This window comes from Criblamydia sequanensis CRIB-18 (genome assembly GCF_000750955.1).
GTDB classification, from domain to species: Bacteria; Chlamydiota; Chlamydiia; order Chlamydiales; family Criblamydiaceae; genus Criblamydia; species Criblamydia sequanensis.
In genome coordinates, this window is the sequence record NZ_CCEJ010000004.1 from 225,090 (window position 1) to 242,450 (window position 17,361).

Annotated in this window: 15 protein-coding genes; 7 read left to right on the forward strand and 8 right to left on the reverse strand. The window is 40.0% G+C overall.

Annotation, left to right across the window (positions count from 1 at the left end; translation table 11 throughout):
* Positions 1 to 3 precede the first annotated feature (3 nt).
* The 5 genes from CSEC_RS05770 to CSEC_RS05790 are packed head-to-tail and all read right to left on the reverse strand — an operon-like array spanning position 4 to position 5,196.
* Positions 4 to 633, reverse strand: coding sequence for a V-type ATP synthase subunit D (locus tag CSEC_RS05770; protein ID WP_041017472.1), 630 nt, complete (start codon positions 631 to 633; stop codon positions 4 to 6).
* Positions 634 to 641: 8 nt separating this feature from the next.
* Complete coding sequence (locus CSEC_RS05775; protein WP_041017473.1) at positions 642 to 1,958, reverse strand: V-type ATP synthase subunit B; 1,317 nt, start codon at positions 1,956 to 1,958, stop codon at positions 642 to 644.
* Positions 1,959 to 2,000: 42 nt separating this feature from the next.
* Positions 2,001 to 3,782: a V-type ATP synthase subunit A gene (locus CSEC_RS05780; protein ID WP_041017474.1), complete on the reverse strand. Its 1,782-nt coding sequence runs from the start codon at positions 3,780 to 3,782 to the stop codon at positions 2,001 to 2,003.
* The gene (locus CSEC_RS05785; RefSeq protein WP_041017475.1) at positions 3,779 to 4,558 is read right to left on the reverse strand and encodes a DUF2764 family protein; all 780 of its coding nucleotides are present in this window, start codon (positions 4,556 to 4,558) and stop codon (positions 3,779 to 3,781) included. The genes CSEC_RS05780 and CSEC_RS05785 overlap by 4 nt, the downstream gene beginning before the upstream one ends.
* Positions 4,555 to 5,196 (reverse strand): hypothetical protein, encoded by a 642-nt coding sequence (locus CSEC_RS05790; RefSeq protein WP_041017476.1) that lies wholly within the window; start codon positions 5,194 to 5,196, stop codon positions 4,555 to 4,557. Before CSEC_RS05790 ends, CSEC_RS05785 begins: the two co-directional genes overlap by 4 nt.
* A gap of 497 nt (positions 5,197 to 5,693) precedes the next feature.
* Between CSEC_RS05790 and CSEC_RS12660 the strand changes: the two genes are divergently transcribed.
* The 3 genes from CSEC_RS12660 (at position 5,694) to CSEC_RS05805 (ending at position 7,355) form a co-directional block, all read left to right on the forward strand.
* Positions 5,694 to 6,497 (forward strand): hypothetical protein, encoded by an 804-nt coding sequence (locus CSEC_RS12660; protein ID WP_053331822.1) that lies wholly within the window; start codon positions 5,694 to 5,696, stop codon positions 6,495 to 6,497.
* 199 nt (positions 6,498 to 6,696) lie between these two features.
* Positions 6,697 to 6,879: a hypothetical protein gene (locus CSEC_RS05800; protein ID WP_237559213.1), complete on the forward strand. Its 183-nt coding sequence runs from the start codon at positions 6,697 to 6,699 to the stop codon at positions 6,877 to 6,879.
* Between the two features lie 125 nt (positions 6,880 to 7,004).
* Entirely contained in the window at positions 7,005 to 7,355 is a 351-nt protein-coding gene (locus CSEC_RS05805) for a hypothetical protein (RefSeq protein ID WP_154017638.1), read from the forward strand.
* A gap of 3 nt (positions 7,356 to 7,358) precedes the next feature.
* Here CSEC_RS05805 and CSEC_RS05810 read toward each other — a convergent pair whose 3' ends face one another.
* Positions 7,359 to 9,296: a hypothetical protein gene (locus tag CSEC_RS05810; RefSeq protein WP_041017479.1), complete on the reverse strand. Its 1,938-nt coding sequence runs from the start codon at positions 9,294 to 9,296 to the stop codon at positions 7,359 to 7,361.
* A 271-nt stretch (positions 9,297 to 9,567) separates the two neighbouring features.
* On the opposite strand from CSEC_RS05810, the gene CSEC_RS05815 reads away from it, so the two are divergent.
* The 4 genes from CSEC_RS05815 (at position 9,568) to tal (ending at position 12,254) form a co-directional block, all read left to right on the forward strand.
* Positions 9,568 to 9,912, forward strand: a complete 345-nt coding sequence (locus CSEC_RS05815) for a hypothetical protein (protein WP_041017480.1) — start codon at positions 9,568 to 9,570, stop codon at positions 9,910 to 9,912.
* A gap of 34 nt (positions 9,913 to 9,946) precedes the next feature.
* Complete coding sequence (locus CSEC_RS12665; protein ID WP_053331823.1) at positions 9,947 to 10,600, forward strand: hypothetical protein; 654 nt, start codon at positions 9,947 to 9,949, stop codon at positions 10,598 to 10,600.
* 286 nt (positions 10,601 to 10,886) lie between these two features.
* A complete protein-coding gene (locus tag CSEC_RS05825) occupies positions 10,887 to 11,249 on the forward strand; it encodes a hypothetical protein (protein WP_041017481.1) in 363 nt (120 codons plus the stop codon).
* Between the two features lie 42 nt (positions 11,250 to 11,291).
* Complete coding sequence (gene tal, locus CSEC_RS05830) at positions 11,292 to 12,254, forward strand: transaldolase (protein WP_041017482.1); 963 nt, start codon at positions 11,292 to 11,294, stop codon at positions 12,252 to 12,254.
* A gap of 59 nt (positions 12,255 to 12,313) precedes the next feature.
* On the opposite strand, the gene CSEC_RS05835 is transcribed toward tal, so the two are convergent.
* Complete coding sequence (locus CSEC_RS05835) at positions 12,314 to 12,559, reverse strand: DUF5407 family protein (RefSeq protein ID WP_041017483.1); 246 nt, start codon at positions 12,557 to 12,559, stop codon at positions 12,314 to 12,316.
* A 548-nt stretch (positions 12,560 to 13,107) separates the two neighbouring features.
* Positions 13,108 to 17,325 (reverse strand): DNA-directed RNA polymerase subunit beta', encoded by a 4,218-nt coding sequence (rpoC, locus tag CSEC_RS05840; RefSeq protein ID WP_053331824.1) that lies wholly within the window; start codon positions 17,323 to 17,325, stop codon positions 13,108 to 13,110.
* Between the last annotated feature and the right edge of the window lie 36 nt (positions 17,326 to 17,361).

A 17,361-nucleotide genomic window follows, 5' to 3' on the forward strand; every position in this document is an offset into this window, starting at 1 on the left:
AGCTTAATGCACGCTTTTTAACTTAGAGAGGAGTTTTCTTTGTTCAATTTTATTTTTGGCTTTTTTAGCTCTGGCTACAGCCGCAAGGTCTTGATCGCCTAAAAATACTTTTATCTTTTTAATGTTGGCAAAAGCTTCCGGGATAAGGACTTTTTCAAAAAGATTGACCCTTATTGAAACTTCCCGAAGCTCTTTTTCAAGCGCTTGCTTTTTTTCTTCAGCTATTTCAAGCCTTGCTTTTTGCTCAGATACTTTTCTCATTCTAGCAATAGCCGGATCTACCCAAACAGGGGCTTCAAACAAGCTATACTCGAAGGGAGCAAATTCAATATTTTTAAAAACGGGAACTTCCACTCCTGCAATATTATCATAGCCTTTTTCTACCGCTTGAATTTTGGCAGCTTCTTGAAGATCGATAGATTCAATATCGGTAAAAAGCGCCGAAAACGATTGGACATCTTTGTAAAGCTTTTCAAACTCGGACTTTAAAGTTTGAAGCTCTAATTTTGCTTCTTGCACTTCCATTTGCAGTAAAGCTTTTTTTAATTGCAGGGTCGGCAAGTACTTTTTCAAAAGATCTAAGCGTTTTTCTTCGGCTCTTAAAGAATTTTTTGTAAGTTTTATATCTGCCAAGACAGGTCCTATGAGTTTAAGGCTTTTTCTTTAGGCCAATATTTTTCAACAAGCTTTTCTTTTATTCCGACCTCTTTTGGATCAAAACACTCGGCTAGTGTCTCCCAACCTAAATCAAGCGCTTCTTCAAGAGTATAGTTCACTTCAAGATTCATCATCCTATTTTCAAAAAGATAGGAATAAGCAAGAAGCTTCTCATCCCATTTTGAAAGCTTAAAGCCCATGCTTTGACGCTCTCTTGCCTTTTTGGATTCCGCATATAGACGGATCATGGCATTTGCAAGGTCTCCATGATCTTCCCGGGTCGTCTTTCCGATCACGTTTTGCTTTAATCGGGAAAGGGAGCCGAAAGGGTCAATCCTTCCGCCATGCAAATAAAATTGGCCTTCCGTGATGTAGCCGGTATTATCCGGAATCGGGTGAGTCACATCATTTCCGGGCATTGTAGTCACTGTGATAATCGTAATAGAGCCGCTTCCATCAATTGAGACGGCTTTCTCATAACGAGACGCCAAATCGGAATATAAAGAGCCCGGATAGCCGCGATTAGAAGGGACTTGATCCATTGTAATGGCAATTTCTTTAATGGAATCTGCAAAAGCTGTCATGTCAGTTAAAAGGACTAGGACATTCTTATCATCTATGGCAAATTTTTCTGCGGCTGCAAGAGCTAAGTCCGGCACAAGAATACATTCTACCGCCGGGTCAACAGCGCGATGAACAAACATCACCGTCTTATTTAAAGACCCTGCCTGCTCGGCATTATCAATAAAGGCTTGATAGTCTGCAAAAGTTAGACCCATTCCCCCAATAATAACAACATCCGCATCTGTTTGGTTAGCTATCCTCATGAGCAAATTATTGTAGGGCTCCCCGGGAATTGAGAAAATAGGGATTTTCTGGGATTTCACAAGACAGTTAAAAACATCGATCATCGGAATGTTTGTCCGAACCATCTCTTTTGGAACAATACGTCTTGTAGGATTAAAAGAGGGCTGACCTATATCAATTTTTTCACCAACAATGCTCGGGCCGCCATCAATTGGCTCTCCTGTTCCTTTAAGCCTTCTTCCAAGCAAACTTTTTCCATAAGTCCCTTGCATTTGCCTTGAAAGAAAAGTGACTTTGTCCCCGGTTGAAATCCCTCTTGTGTTTTGAAAAACTTGCAAAGTCACTTCATCTCCGTCAATTCTTAAGACAGAAGCATAAATGTTTCTCCCATCGCTTAAGTCAATTCTTGCAAGTTCGCCGAGCCCCACATCTTTTGCCCTGACTTTTATGAGGTTTCCCCTCATATCGTGAATTCTATCATAAACTGTTTTCATACTATTAAAAGACCTTTTTTCTTAAGGATGGGCCAACACATTTTAGTCATTCTTATTTAATAAAGTTTCAATTTCTTCCATATGAGAGTAGTATTCAGCTGATTTGAAAGGAAGATAGTTTAGGTTTTTAATTTTTGTCTGAAGTAGAAGGAAGTACTCTCTTGCTTCATCATGAGTTTTAAAGAAGAATGGCTTTTCAAAAATTCGCTGTATCAAGCCAAAAAGAGGCACCTGTCTCTCCATTGGGCAGTAAGCATCAATTTTATCAAAGGCATTTTGCTGCAAGTAGCAAAAGTCGTAGAGTTCCCCTTTAAGATAGGTGACAAGATCTTCAAGAGCTGTTCCCTCTTCACCGACGACCGCCATTCGCTTTCCGATTTCGTCCCCTTTTTTCAGGAAGTAAAGGGCTCTTTTCACAGCCTTATCCCATCCTTCCATTTGAGAGGATAACTCTTCTGAAACATCTTCAATATAAGAAGACCAGGAAATCAAAGGGTCGATAGCAGGATATCTTCTGGAATCGGATCTTTCTCTTGATAATCCAAGAAAAGCGCCAACGACAGCTAAGGTAGACTGTGTGACCGGCTCTTCAAAGTTTCCTCCGGCAGGCGACACCGCGCCGCCTACTGTCACAGACCCATTTTTCGGGGTTTGCTTAAGTTCAAGAACCCCGGATCTTTCATAGAATTCAGCAATTCTTGAGGCTAAGTACGCGGGAAACGCTTCTTCCCCCGGGATTTCTTCAAGGCGACCTGACATTTCACGAAGCGCTTGCGCCCAACGTGAGGTTGAATCCGCTAAGAGTAGTACATCAAGACCCATTTGGCGATAGTATTCAGCAATCGTCATTCCAAGATAAATTGAAGATTCTCGCGCTGCAACAGGCATGGAAGAAGTGTTGCAAATGATTACAGTTCTTCGCATTAAAGACTCGCCTGTATGGGGATCTGTTAAATGCGGAAACTCCTTTAATATCTCAACGACCTCGCCCGCTCTTTCACCGCAGGCGCAAACAACTACAATATCCACGGTCGAGTACTTTGAAAGGTGGTGTTGAAGAACCGTTTTACCGGCTCCAAAAGGCCCTGGAGTGCAGAAAGTTCCGCCTTTCATCACAGGAAACTGCGTATCCAAAATACGAAGACCCGTTTCCATCATCTTTTGGGTTTTTACTTTCTCGCCTTGTTGCAAAGCATTTTTAATGGGCCATTTCTGGACCATTGTGATCTCATGGAGCTTTCCGTCTTGGCCTCTGATTTTAGCAATTACTTTGTCAACTGTATAAGAACCTGCGGGAGTAACCCACTCTACTTTATATTGCCCATAAAAAGAAAAAGGAACCATGATATAATGGTGAAAGCGCTCTTCCATTGTCACGCCAAGAAAATCGCCTCTCCTCACCGTGGCGCCAACTTCCACCTTCGGTTCAAAGTCCCAATGCTTACTTCGATTTAAGGCATTGAGATAAATCCCCCTTGGAAGAAAAAGACCGGCTCTATCAGCTACATCTTCAAGAGGGTTTTGCAAGCCGTCAAAAACTGAGGTTAAAAGACCAGGCCCAAGTTCTGCTTCCAGCAAGTGCCCGGTAAAACTCACTTTCGTTCCAAGCTGAACCTCTCTAGTATCTTCAAAAACTTGGATTTTCACTTCTTTACCGGCAATTTCAATCACTTCCGCTTTTAAGCCAAGTCCATTTAACTCGACCATGGCAACTTCACCTTGGCGAACAGAACCTTCAAATTCAACTTGCAGAAGGTTACCGAAAGCTTTAACGACAGTTCCTTTGGCATGGCTTGATTTTTTTTCTTCGCTTACTTGAGTCATTTTGCTTCCTTCAATAGGCTGTCCAAAATTTTCAGACCTTGTTCTTGATTTAATTCATTCCACTTTTCAACAAAGAAAAGACGGGCTACATAACCTAATAGGCTATCTATAGAGAAAAGTTCCACCCCTTGCATCTCTTGGATTTTTTCAAATTTCCATTTAAGAAAGTGCTGCTCTAATTTGATAGGGTCTTCACCGTACTCTTCAAAAATAGATTTTAATTCAATGTACTTGTCGGGCGGCTCAAAAGATGGAGCATCTTTTTGGGAAATAATCTCAGCTACGATTTCATCATTCGGGTCTTCAAATTGAAGTTCATTAATCAAATCTCTATTATAGCGTTTGGCTCGAAAAGCCATCATCACAAGGCGAGACTCTCTTTCGAGCTGTAAAAACTTCCTTAAAAATCCGTCATTTTTTGAAATTTCTTCGTCGAAAAAAACAGCTAATAGCTCGGAGAAGTGTTTCAACCTCTCGTCGGTATTTTCATACTTTTCCAAAAAATTATAGACATAGTCAGGAAACCCGGTTCTTGTCAAAAGAGCTTCTTCAAGTTCATTTTCATTGAAGTTTCCTTTTTCCCCGATTTTTTCTTCCTTCCAAAAAGAGCGAAGGTAATAAAGATCAATTAGCCGACGAAGGACTTGCAGTTTCTTTTGATCTTCTTTTGAAAGGTTTGTTTCAAGATAAACGACTAGCTCCTTATAGCTCATTTCCGGGATTGTCCCGAATTCGAGAGGAGGTAAAAGAGATCCTAAGAAAAAATACTGGGTCATTCTTTATCCGCTTTAGTTTGGAAAATTAATTCTCTAAAATCTTTAGGGGTATAAGATGAGATCAGTTCTTTTAGGGATTGATCCGTAACATCAAAAGTGATTTCCTTACCTAGAAGTTTTATCTTAACGCCGCCTTCAAACTCCCCTAAGGAAATCGGTCCGTTTTCTAATTTTTTTAAAGCATGATCCGCAAGATGCATTACGACTTCTTTACTTGGAACTTCTTTTGGAATAATAACTTCAAGTTTTGAGTGAATGCCTTCTTTTTCTAACGCCGAAACAAGGGCTTTAATAATTTTTGCAATCACATCAGGCTTTTTGGAATAGGCTTTTACTTGAGAGTCTAGCTCTTTATCAAAAATTTCATTTAACACTGCTTGCTTTAGAGCTTCGATGCTTTGCGATGAAGCCTGCAAAAGAGAAGATTTAAAGACATTTCTTTCTTTTTCTATGGCTTGCCGGCCTTCCTGAATAAGTCTATTTTTTTCTTTTTCACCTTCGGCAATAATTTTTTTAGCTTTTTCCTCAGCGTCTCTAATAATTTCTTTGGCAAGCGTTTCTGCAGGCTCAAGCGTTTCTTTCTTTAGCTGATCACTGATTTGCTGAATTTTATCTTGTGCATTATCAAATGTTTTCACATTTACCTCTTATTAGAACTTCTTAAGGAAAATGGCCTTATACAACAACAACTTAAGCTGTTGACTTGCCCACCATTTAAATGAAATTATAGTATACCTTCTACAAGAGGTTATCATTCAAGTAAAAAAACAATGCTTTTTACTTTTTTTATTAAAATGGTAATTATTCGGTCATTTTTTTACCGATTTTAAAAAAAAGCAGCTTCAAAATACACTAACCCTAACTACGTTCTTTCATTTACCCTAATATATAAAATTAATTTTATAAATTTAAGGTAAAGGACCCGCCTTTTGCCTCTTCATTACGACTGCATAGTTTTAAGACCCCTATTCGACGTAGGGTTTCATGCTGTTTGTTCGAAAATCATTTCAAGAAAATGCATAAAATGTTAAGCATTTTTGTTGCCGATCGATAAAACTGAAAGCAATAAATAATCCTTATTCCAACTCTATCGATAGTTAAAAAAACAAATGAACCAAAGCCTTAGGAAGTATCCATGCTGAAAAAAGGAACTATTTTATTAATCGGAAGCACTCTTGCTTTTCTTGGAAAGCTCTCTTCCGTTGAAGCGGATCAGATGAATCAAACCGCTATTGAAGAATCTTCGCTTTACGTGACTTTTACCCCCCCTAAAGGTTGGAGATCCGTTAACCCGAAAGATCTTCCTAAAAGCGTCAAATTTATGGTCGTGGGGCAAGGCAGTCAAACTTTTCCACCCTCCATCAATTTGGGAACGGAAAGCTTTTCCGGCACTCTTAAAGATTACCTGAACATGATAAAAGAAATTAATAGCTCTCACGGAGCTGCATGGAAGGATCTTGGAAAAATAGACACTGCTGCAGGGCAAGCGAGCCTATCACAAGTAGACGCTGAAACTGAATGGGGTCATATCCGCATGATGCATGTCATCCTTATAAAAGCCGGGACTGCCTATATATTAACTGCTGCAGCCTTAAAAGAGGAATTTGCCAAGTACTATAAAGAATTTTTTGCATCGATGAAATCTCTTAATTTTGCTGATAACCATAACGATGTTATTGCAAATGAAGAGAAAAAAACAGAACTCAGCCAACTTCAAAATAAATTGGAAGGGTCCTTTGTTTCCCTTGCCAAACAAAAACAAATCAACCTATCCGACAGGAAAGAAAGAGAGAATCTTTTTGACAATCCCGAATTTCAAAATGAAGTGTGGATGCCTTTTAAAGAAAAATTTATGAATAGTTTCGTAACTTTCGGAGAAGAATGGCAATCAAAGTATCTTGAGAAAGCAAAATCCAATTTGTTAAATAGATCTTTCTAAGACTGATGATAAGCCACTTAAATAAAATAATCTCTTTCGCTTTTATCGAAAGAAGATCCATAGGAAAAAAAAATTGCTAAAAAATATTTTCTATGAAATAAGTATCAATCAAAAGCAAATTTTAAATTTTATAAAGTTTTAAAGGAGTTCCGCAATGAAAATGCTAAAAAAACTCGTTGCATGTACAGCCATCGCGACAATGTTATTATCGACTTCGACTGCAAAAGCCGGCTGCTACGAAACTACTGGCGGCTGCGGGTATGAAGAATGCCGAAGAGCACCTTGCATCGCGCCTTGTGTTGCCCTTGGAACTATAGCATTGATTGCTATTATTGCCATCGCAGTTCAGAACTCGCACAACGGCCATAGCCACAGCAATTAATCTTGTTTGATTTTCTCTTCAAATTTAAGGAAAAGGCATCTCCATGCCTCTTCCTTTTTTTTATTTCTTGCGTAGAACCTTGCCGCGTTTGGGATATCGACTGCATAAACGGTGTATGCCCCTCCATGTCTTCTCGAAAAATATCTTCTTGGGAACAAGGTCTTTGTCAGAATCTCAGACTTGAGTTTATTAAAACGGCGGGAGGAATGTACGGCTATTTAGATGTTTTGTCTCCGGCTATTCTCAAACGATGCGATTTTGAAGATTCTCTCACCTTTACAGTTTCCACTGTTAATAGTGAATACACCCTGTACGCATTGCCCTTGAAAGGAAATCAGCGTTTTCTTCTCCCTGAAAGTGAAGTTAGAACTCTGCTAAATCTCTTTCAAAATGAAATAGAAATTTACTTAAAGGTTGGAGGCTATACAGCCACTTTTTCTTCCTATGAATTTATGAAAGCCTATCACAAGTTCTAAAAATCACTCCCCTTCTTCAAGAGCGTCTTTTTCCTCTTTTTTATTGTGATCCATTTGCTTTAATTCATGTATCTTTTGATCTACCGATTCAAAGTATTGATCAACAAATAACAATTTTAAGCGAAGCCTTTTGCCCTCATTTGAAGTGTTTTCCAATTTGTGGAAGAATTGTCCGAATAAGTATCTATAAATTAATAGTTCATGGCTTGTCTCATAAATCGCTTTTTTTATTTGCAATTCTGACAAGCGAGGCTCTTCTTTGTCAATTCGCTGGACATGGGCTAAGAAATCTTGCAAGTAGCCTTTGAGATCGTTTATATCAAATTCAATTTCACGCTGATGCTTTCTTGTCTCTCTTAGCGTCACCCAGTTTTCTAACTCTTGAATCAGGTGTTTGAATTTATTTAAGCGATTAAGGTGCTTTCGATCATCTAGCGCGCCCATAATTCCCATATGAATGGAAAAAATCTCTTGAAAAAGAGGAATCTCCTGAACGATATGATACTTCCAGTCAGCTCGAAGAAGCTTTGATAGAAGCTCTGCTGTATACCTTGGAACATTAGGATTAGGCGTTCCTAGCTCATCTAATTCCTTAATATTGGCAATAATTCTTTCAGCCCGGCTTTTTACCATCCCATATGAAGAGAGAGGCTGTCCCATTTCATGTAAAAGACGTTGAATGTCAGGAGGGATGCTTAAAGCTTCTCTCTTAATTTCCCGCCCCCCTTCAAAAACTTTCAAAATGGACTTATTCATCTCCTCGTAAAGGGTCTCGAGGTGATCGGCTTCAAACTCTAAATCCAATAGCTGCTTTGCCTGTTCAGGTTCAGGAGCTACAATCCCTTCGGGAAAACCCCATCTACTTCTAACATAAGGGTTTGGGTCGGTTCTCAATAGAAATTCCCTATACCTTGCTATAGTTGAGCCAAGAGTTAGAATCTCAGCATGATACCCTTTCATGGTATCTTCAATTTTTTTTCTACCGGTTTCTTCTTCTAAATAGCGTATAGATTGTTTTTTTAATACACGGCTTTGATGAAAAAGAGCGGTTTTTAGAGCTTTTGCGTATTCTTTAAACAATTCAATCGAAGCTTCGACGCTTTCTGATTGAGATAAAGCCCGCATCAATTCTCCTATAGAAAGAGTCTTAGGCCGAGTTGTCAACTGCCCCATTTTAACGTAATAGTAGATCTTTCTAAATCTTTCCTGAAACGAATCATCAAATGAGGACAACACATGGTAGCCCGAAAGCTTTCGCATGATTTGTTCTATTTTTTCATCTAATTCAAGGTACTCTTCAAACTTTTTTGAGAAACGTTTATGATTAATCTTTAGGAATTTATCGCTTTTTTCTAATGTCGAGAGAAGAGTATCGTCCAAGACGGAGTGGAAAGAGGCTTGAAGTTTTTTAAAAAAAGCTCCTCGCCCTTCATTTAAAAGAACGGCATTCCGCATTTCGACTAGCTGGCTTTCCATTCTTTTGTAAGCCCAAAGCAGATCTTCCAAATGATGGGATAGAAGGTCTTTAAAATTATCAAGCACTTGCCCTATGTCGCTTTTCCACTGTTCTATGCCTAGCTGTTCAATCTGCTGGAAAAGCTCTTTTACGCAGCCTTCTAAAACTTCGCCGTATTCCCAAAAGGATTGGTTCAAACTTTCGACTGTCGCGTTATAATTTTTCTTTAATGTCTCAAGATCATCACTTTGCAAAACCTGACGAAGTCTTTTTCCAAATACTTCAACGGCATCGGAAAGCTTTAAATAGGTAATTGGACTTGGCAGTAATTGAGGGGGAAGGGCATTTTCGGATGCGAAAGGGGCATCCTCAATAATACTTTTTGCTAAATCACCTTCTTTTTCTGCAAGATACTGGCTAAGCTGGTCGACAAGCGAGTGGTCTAAAGCAACAATCCTTTGAAAATCAATGGGTTGCCACGTCATATGAAAATTTCCTTGGTGGCCTTGTGTCTTAATTGTAATTATTCTAACAAATGAAGGTTTAACAACAAATGAAAACCTTTTTTTATATAAAAAAAAAGAGAAGGCCTTTCCTGAAATCCGTTTTCCTATTTTTTTAAATCAAAGACTATTAGAATCTTGTGAATTTCGAAATTAAAGGAACAATAAAATTGAAAAATGCTGCGAATTAATAAATTATCCAATTAAAAAAATAACTGTTAGAATGAAGATTGAATCAGGCTAAGGAGGCAATATGAGAACTCTATCTTTTGCCGTCATATCTTTCATAGTTACATCTACTTTCGTCTATGGGTCATACACACCAAGCGGCACAAAAACCCCGGAGATCAGAAGTACCATCATCGGTGAACCAAGGGACCACATCAACCCGATTCCGACCACTAAAAATGAATCCAGCGATAAAATCGGGACTGATGCGCGCCAGCGATTGATTGATAACAATAGGCGTACTTTTGAAAACTCAAGAAGAAAAATAGATGAACAGCGCTACCAAGATAATTTAAAAAAAATATCTACTCCCCGCTACCAAAGGTCCAATAAATCAAATACAAATGACAAGGACATGATTAATCGCTAATTATTAATAATTTATAGTTTCTGGAGGTTCTTCTATGTTTCACACTAAGGCTTTTTTATATCTGACTTTATTTTTAGCCGCCTTTCTCTATAACACTTCTACCTTAAGGGCTGATTTTTCAAGCTCTAGCGGAACTCAAAGCAGCTCCGAATCCACCCAAAGCAGCGGAGCTTCCCCATCCACTCAGCAAAGCCAATATGATACCCCGTCCACTTCTCAAAGCTCATCCAATGCTCAATATGATGATGACGACGATGACAATGATGATGGGGACGACAATGGGGACGATGGAGATGACGGTGATGATGGCGATAACGACGGCTATGATGATGGCGGCTATTCACCCTCCTACGACTATGACCCTAACTACTATTTTAATGATAGAGGGCTAAGAAGCTTTGAAAATCAGGCTTTACAAGATCAACTCGATAGGGATTTAAGAAACCGGGCTCTTAGAAACCATCCTGAAGGTGATGGCAATCTAAATCATCCGAATATAAACAATAATTGGAGAGACAACCGTCCCAACACCAACTTTGATCAAAGGCATGATAATTTAAGAAGGGATAACTTCAATCGCGATAATTTTAACCGCGACAACTTTAACCGGGACCGGTTTAACCATGAGAACCGAGGAGACATGCGCCATTTTGAAGGCGGCCGCGGCGGACATGGAGGAAGACGTTAATCCTTAAACCCTGATTTGCGCCCTAATCCGTTAGGCAAGCGCTATAGTTAAGCAATAGATTTTTAAATGAAGCTTCTAGCGAGATTAGGGGGCAATAGGGGTTAAAACTAACCCTAGGCTATTCGTTTTCCGCCTAGGGTCATTTCTCTTATTCTTGCCACGAGATCCTTCCCCATGCTACTATTATACTTTTTAGCCATTCGGTTAGAAGTTAACTGATTTAAAAATAACAAAATGATATCTATCAAGTTGGATCATTTCGAATCTTCTTTTTTTTAAGGATACTATGCAAAAAGGCCATGTTTTAGAATTTGCCTGCCAGGAATGCCAAGAACCTGTAGAGTTTTCAATTTTTCAATTTAATCAGGGAGCCACACTCCTTTCATGCCGCCATTGCGGAAAGAAGTACTCTTTTGCGGATGAAGTTTTGATGCGTCAAATTAAAAAATTTGGAAACTTGTGCAAACAAATCCATGATTCAGAAGAAATTTTAGGCTCCTCCTCCATCGGTATTAACGTTGGGGATAGGAAAGTTGAAATTCCCTTTAAACTCTTACTCACCAGATTAAGCTCTAAATTAGATTTACAAATGGGTGAAAAGATGGTTTCTATCGTTTTTAGAATGGAACCTGCCAGGGATATTGAGTAATCCTATAATATTTAAATTTTCTTTCTTCAAAGGAAAAATCAAATGAATAAATTAGAACAATTAAGGGAAATGACAACCATTGTTGTCGATACTGGAAATATTGACTCCATTAAACGCTTTACCCCAACAGATGCGACCACTAATCCTTCTTTAATTCTGAAAGCTTCGGAACAAGCTGAGTATAAACACCTGCTTGATGAAGCTGTAAACAAAGCCAAATCTGTATCCAAAGAAAGAAAAGCGCTATTAAATAATATCCTGGATCAACTTTTTGTTAATTTTGGCATTGAAATTTTAAAATCGATACCGGGAAGAGTCTCAACTGAAGTTGATGCCAGACTGTCTTTTGATGTGGAAGCAAGCATATCAAAAGCCCACCATCTTATTTCCCTCTATGAGAAAGCAAAAATACCAAGAGAGCGCGTCCTTATTAAACTCGCTTCCACCTGGGAAGGAATTGTAGCTGCCAAAACTCTTGAAAAAGAAGGCATTCATTGCAATATGACTCTTTTATTTTCATTGCCTCAAGCCATTGCTGCAAGCTATAGCAATGTCACCCTTATTTCCCCTTTTGTTGGAAGAATTTTAGACTGGCATAAAAAAAACACCGGGAAGAGTTCCTATGCAGGTTATGAAGATCCAGGCGTTATCTCTGTTAAAAACATCTACAATTACTATAAGAAATTTGACATCAAGAGCCAAGTCATGGGCGCAAGCTTTAGGAATGCCGATGAAATACTAGAACTTGCCGGATGCGATCTTTTGACCATTTCGCCTGAGCTTTTAAACGAGCTATCACAAATGGAAGGCGAAGTTCCAAAAAAATTGGATGCTGAAAAGGCGAAACTAGAAAATATTGAGAAGATTGAAGTTAATGAAGAAACTTTCAGGTGGCTTTTAAATGAAGATCAAATGGCTACTGAAAAACTGAGCGATGGCATTAGAAAATTTGCTGAGGATACAGTTAAGCTAGAAAAGTACCTGATCAGTTCCTATAATCTCTAAAATCAAAAAACTTGCGGCGGAAAGAATCCACTCGAACCGCCGCAAATCTATTATATAAATTACTGCTTTAAGTTACGTGTCATCGACAAAATAGCTGTATTGCTAGCCGCAATAACCGCTGTATTCATTTCAGAAATCTGGGATGCGTTGTTCATTTTAAATTGCAACTCAAACATCTGACCAATGCTAACTTCTTCGGATTTTTTTGTTTTAATGTCAGCTAGCATTTCTTTAACTTCTTTAAAGCTGTCATTCACCATATCCAACATACCGTCGATACTAAAACTTTCGTGCTGACGTGCCATAAATACCCCTCTTATTTTTTATAGGAATTTAAATTAATCTGAAGCTCCAATTTTGCCTAAAGATTGTTAACATTAAATATAGGAAATATTAAGAATTCTTAAAAAACGCAATTTATTTTTTAAAAAAACATCATATCTCTATCGAAATATCCTTTAGGAATAGGCTTAAAGCCGATATTAATTTAGCCATACTGATACAAACTCTTTAGAGTTTAATCGTACAAAATATTTTATGTAAAGATTTGATAAAGATCCTTTCTTCTCAAATCTTTTACTCTAAGAATGGAAGATTATGGCGAGAATCCTCTTAAAAAGATAGATTTATCCTCTAAAGAACTGGACTCCATATTAATTTTTTTAAAAATTTACGTATGAGGGATTTGTAATCTTCTCGGAAAAGAGAAAAAATGGGGGTTATTTATCGGGCAAAAAAGGGAAAACTTTGGGGCTTCGTAGAGCTTTGAATAACTGAAATAAAGGTTGCTTTTGAAGGGATAACTTAAAAAAAATACATGAGGGAGAATCTCCCTCATGTACATTCAATTCATTTATGCAGAAGGCGCTATTAAGATATCGTCGAAGTCAAAAAGAAGCGGTTCATCGTGCTCTCGATCGATAAATTTCTTAACTTTCTTATGGTACTCAAATCCTGTTCCGCCCGGGATAATATGTCCCATGATGACGTTTTCTTTAAAGCCCATAAGGAAGTCTGTCTTACCTGCACAAGCAGCTTCTGTCAACACTCTTGTCGTATCCTGGAAGGATGCAGCTGAGATAAAGGATTCTGTGCTAAGAGAAGCTTTTGTAATACCAAGAAGAACCGGTGCCGCTTGCGCAGCTTTTCCGCCTTCTCCTGCAACTTTTAAATTCTCTCTTTCAAAATCCTTCTTATCTACTTCTTCACCATAGAGAAGCGTTGTGTCGCCCGGGTCAGTGACGCGAACTTTCTTCAGCATCTGTCTAACGATAATCTCGATATGCTTATCGTTGATCTCAACCCCTTGGAGACGGTACACTTCTTGTACTTGGTTCACAAGATACTTTTGGAGTTCACGCACACCGCAGATCTCTAGAATCTCATGCGGGATGACAACTCCATCCGTCAGCTGTTGGCCTTTAACTACGTGATCGCCTTTCTGAACAATCAAGTGCTTGGTGTGAGGGATTAAATGCTCCTCTTCCATGCCTGTGATCTCATCGCGTACCACAACGATTCGTTTATTTTTCTGAACTCCTCTAAAATCGACAACACCGTCGATTTTAGCAATTTCAGCGGAATCTTTAGGTTTTCTTGCTTCGAAAAGCTCAGCCACCCTTGGAAGACCGCCAGTGATGTCCTTTGTTTTCATCATACCGCGAGGAAGTCTTGCAAGCAACTTACCGGCAGTTGAGTAGGAGCCCTCTTCAACAGAGATGATCGCGCCCGATGGGATCGGGTAGGTTCCTACAAGCTCTTTATACTCTTGGTCGCTATAAATAGCGATCTGAGGGTGAAGCTCTCCACGGTGCTGCTTTACAACTAATTCAACCTGGCCTGTATTTTTGTTGACATCCTTTTCAGTTGATATCCCCTCTACAAGGTCTTCATACTTCACATATCCCGGCTTATCGCAGATAATCGGAATATTGTGCTGTTCAACCTGTGCAATTTTCTGGCCTTTCTTGACCGGAGATCCATCATGAAGCAAGATGTGCGTACCAAGTTCAACTGAGAAGGTTTGGAGCGGCTCCAAAGATTTTGTGCTAAGGAGTCTCTTATATTCCTCGATAGGCCTTCCCTCATCCCGGACGATGTTAAGCGCCCCTTTTTTGTTGAGGGCGATGAAGTGTCCTTCTTCGTTTTGGACAGTTCTTAAGTCCATGTAGATAAGGATGCCGTCTGCTTCAGATAAAAGCTCGGGAGATAACATGCTTGCAGACGCGATACCGCCCAAGTGGAACGTACGCATCGTTAACTGCGTTCCTGGTTCCCCGATGGACTGCGCGGCAATAATACCGACCGCTTCACCTTGGCTGACTTCTTTTCCGTTCGCCAAATTAGTCCCGTAGCATTTCGCACAAACACCGCGTCTTGTCTCGCAAGTAAGAACCGATCTGATTTTTATCGTTTCAATACCTGAGTCGTCAATCGCTTCAGCTTGTTTTAAGTTGAGGACATCGCCGGCTTTAGCAATCAGTTTTGTGCTGTCGCCCGGTTGGTAAAGATCATCGCAAACCGTTCTTCCATAGATACGATCTTTAAGAGGAAGGAGCTCTTCCTGGCCTTGTTTAATAGCTGATACTTCAATGCCATTTAAAGTGCCGCAATCTCTTTCTGTAATAATCACATCATGGCCAACGTCAACAAGTCTTCTTGTCAAGTAACCTGAGTCCGCAGTTTTAAGCGCGGTATCCGCAAGACCTTTTCTAGCTCCGTGTGAGGAGATAGAGAACTCGATAACGGATAGGCCTTCCCGGAAGTTTGCTGTAATCGGCGAGTCGATGATCGCACCTGACGGTTTTGACATCAATCCTCGTAACGCACCTAACTGCTTTACCTGGGATTTATTACTACGAGCTCCGGAATCCATCATTAACCAAAGAGGATTCTGTCTGCCTTCGATAATCTCGCTAAGTTGCTTGAAGAGATCCTCTGAAAGAAGCTCTGCCGCTTCACCCCAAATACTGATCGTCTTCGAGTGGCGCTCGCCATCTGTGATGATACCATCTTCATACTGCTTTTTAACTTGAGCCACTTTCTTATGGGCCTCTTCAATGATTCTTTTTTTCATCGCCGGGATTTTAACGTCTTTGATTCCCATGGAGGTCGCAGCTTTAGTAGCTTCAGAGAAGCCAAGCGCTTTCAAATTGTCGAGAAAACGAACAGTTTTTTCAAGACCCACTTTCTTATAGCAGTCAAGAATTAGCTCTCCCATTTTCTTTTTCGGCAAGCTGTAGTTCTGGAAGCCCAGTTCTTTTGGAACGATTTGGTTGAAGATAACACGGCCGGGTGTCGTTTCGATGATACCGGCATCTGTTCTAAGCTTAATTTTTTCGTGGATACGGATCCCGCGGCCATAGAAACTGGATGGGTGATCCATGTTTTTGACAACCCCTTCGTCTTTTCCTCTTAAAAATGCTTCATACCAGTTGAAGCTGCCGCTTGCTTGAAGGGCTGTTAAAACTTCATTGGCATCACGGAAAATTTTTGTCTTTAAGCCATAGTCTTCCGGAATATAAAGCGGGTCGCACATCAGGTAATAAAGACCGAGAGTCATATCCTGGGATGGAATCGCTACAGGCTTTCCTGAAGAAGGATAGAAAATGTTATCCGGAGCCATCATTAATAGCTTAGCTTCTAGCTGAGCTTCAAGGGAAAGCGGAACGTAAACCGCCATCTGGTCCCCGTCAAAGTCGGCGTTGAAAGCAGCGCAAACAAGCGGGTGTACACGTATGGCTTTACCTTCAATAAGAACAGGTTGGAAAGCTTGGATACCCAATCTATGCAACGTAGGCGCTCGGTTAAGAAGAACAGGGTGGCCTTTAATGATCTCATCAAGAACATCCCAAACTTCCGGTGCGTGGCGCTGAATCATTTTCTTAGCTGAACGTATGGTATACACATAGCCAAGCTCTTTTAATCGCTTCACTATAAATGGCTCAAAAAGTTCAAGAGCCATTAATTTTGGAAGACCGCACTGATTGAATTTAAGCTCAGGGCCAACCACAATAACCGAACGGCCTGAATAGTCTACACGTTTACCAAGCAAGTTCTGTCTAAAACGGCCTTGCTTACCTTTCAACATCTCAGAGAGCGACTTAAGAGGTCTATTGCCGGCGCCCATCACTGGATGGCCATGCCTTCCATTGTCAAAAAGAGCATCGACAGCTTCCTGAAGCATTCTCTTTTCGTTTCGGACAATAACTTCTGGCGTTTTGAGTTTAAGAATCGCTTTTAAACGATTGTTTCTATTGATAACGCGTCTATATAAGTCGTTCAGATCAGAGGTTGCAAATCTTCCGCCATCCAAAGGCACTAAAGGACGAAGCTCGGGTGGAATAACGGGAACTGCAGACATCACCATCCAGTCAGGACGGTTTGGCGATGTGACAAAGCTTTCTACAATTTTTAGTCTTTTAGCAATCTTCATTCTTGCTTGCTGAGACTTAGTTTTGCGAAGCTTATCTTTAAGCTCTAAAAGCGTCGCTTGTAAATCTTCACTGCCAAGAAGATCCCGGATTGCTTCGCCGCCCATCTTGGCAACGAATGCATCTTTGCCCCATTTCTCTTGAGCTTCACGGTATTCGATGTCTGTTAGCAATTGCTTTTTCTTAAGATCTGTCATACCGGGATCGATTACGATGTACTCTTCGTAATAAATAACCCTTTCAAGGTCAGCGGCACTCATTCCTAAAACGTTACCGATTCTTGATGGCATCGTCTTAAAAAACCAAATGTGAACCACCGGCACTGCAAGATCAATGTGCGCCATTCTCTCACGACGGACTTTGGATAAAGTCACTTCTACACCGCAGCGGTCGCAGACAATGCCTTTATGCTTGATCTTCTTATATTTTCCGCATGCGCATTCCCAGTCTCGGGTCGGACCAAATATTTTTTCACAAAAAAGCCCACCCTTTTCAGGCTTGAATGTACGATAATTGATTGTTTCTGGTTTTTTGATTTCGCCACGCGACCATTTATTTCGAATGACGTCATCAGATGCGATTTGGATGGTCAATTTGTCAAACTGATTTTGAGTTTGTTCCATCTCTTTTTCTGTCATATAACTCCCCAATACCTAACTTGAATCCTGCCGTAA

Coding starts and splice junctions, on each gene's coding strand:
- CSEC_RS05775 (WP_041017473.1), bottom strand. CDS start 1,958: ATGAAAACAGTTTATGATAGAATTCACGATATGAGGGGAAACCTCATA.
- CSEC_RS05780 (WP_041017474.1), bottom strand. CDS start 3,782: ATGACTCAAGTAAGCGAAGAAAAAAAATCAAGCCATGCCAAAGGAACT.
- CSEC_RS05785 (WP_041017475.1), bottom strand. CDS start 4,558: ATGACCCAGTATTTTTTCTTAGGATCTCTTTTACCTCCTCTCGAATTC.
- CSEC_RS12660 (WP_053331822.1), top strand. CDS start 5,694: ATGCTGAAAAAAGGAACTATTTTATTAATCGGAAGCACTCTTGCTTTT.
- CSEC_RS05800 (WP_237559213.1), top strand. CDS start 6,697: ATGTTATTATCGACTTCGACTGCAAAAGCCGGCTGCTACGAAACTACT.
- CSEC_RS05805 (WP_154017638.1), top strand. CDS start 7,005: ATGTCTTCTCGAAAAATATCTTCTTGGGAACAAGGTCTTTGTCAGAAT.
- CSEC_RS05810 (WP_041017479.1), bottom strand. CDS start 9,296: ATGACGTGGCAACCCATTGATTTTCAAAGGATTGTTGCTTTAGACCAC.
- CSEC_RS05815 (WP_041017480.1), top strand. CDS start 9,568: ATGAGAACTCTATCTTTTGCCGTCATATCTTTCATAGTTACATCTACT.
- CSEC_RS12665 (WP_053331823.1), top strand. CDS start 9,947: ATGTTTCACACTAAGGCTTTTTTATATCTGACTTTATTTTTAGCCGCC.
- CSEC_RS05825 (WP_041017481.1), top strand. CDS start 10,887: ATGCAAAAAGGCCATGTTTTAGAATTTGCCTGCCAGGAATGCCAAGAA.
- tal (WP_041017482.1), top strand. CDS start 11,292: ATGAATAAATTAGAACAATTAAGGGAAATGACAACCATTGTTGTCGAT.
- CSEC_RS05835 (WP_041017483.1), bottom strand. CDS start 12,559: ATGGCACGTCAGCACGAAAGTTTTAGTATCGACGGTATGTTGGATATG.
- rpoC (WP_053331824.1), bottom strand. CDS start 17,325: ATGACAGAAAAAGAGATGGAACAAACTCAAAATCAGTTTGACAAATTG.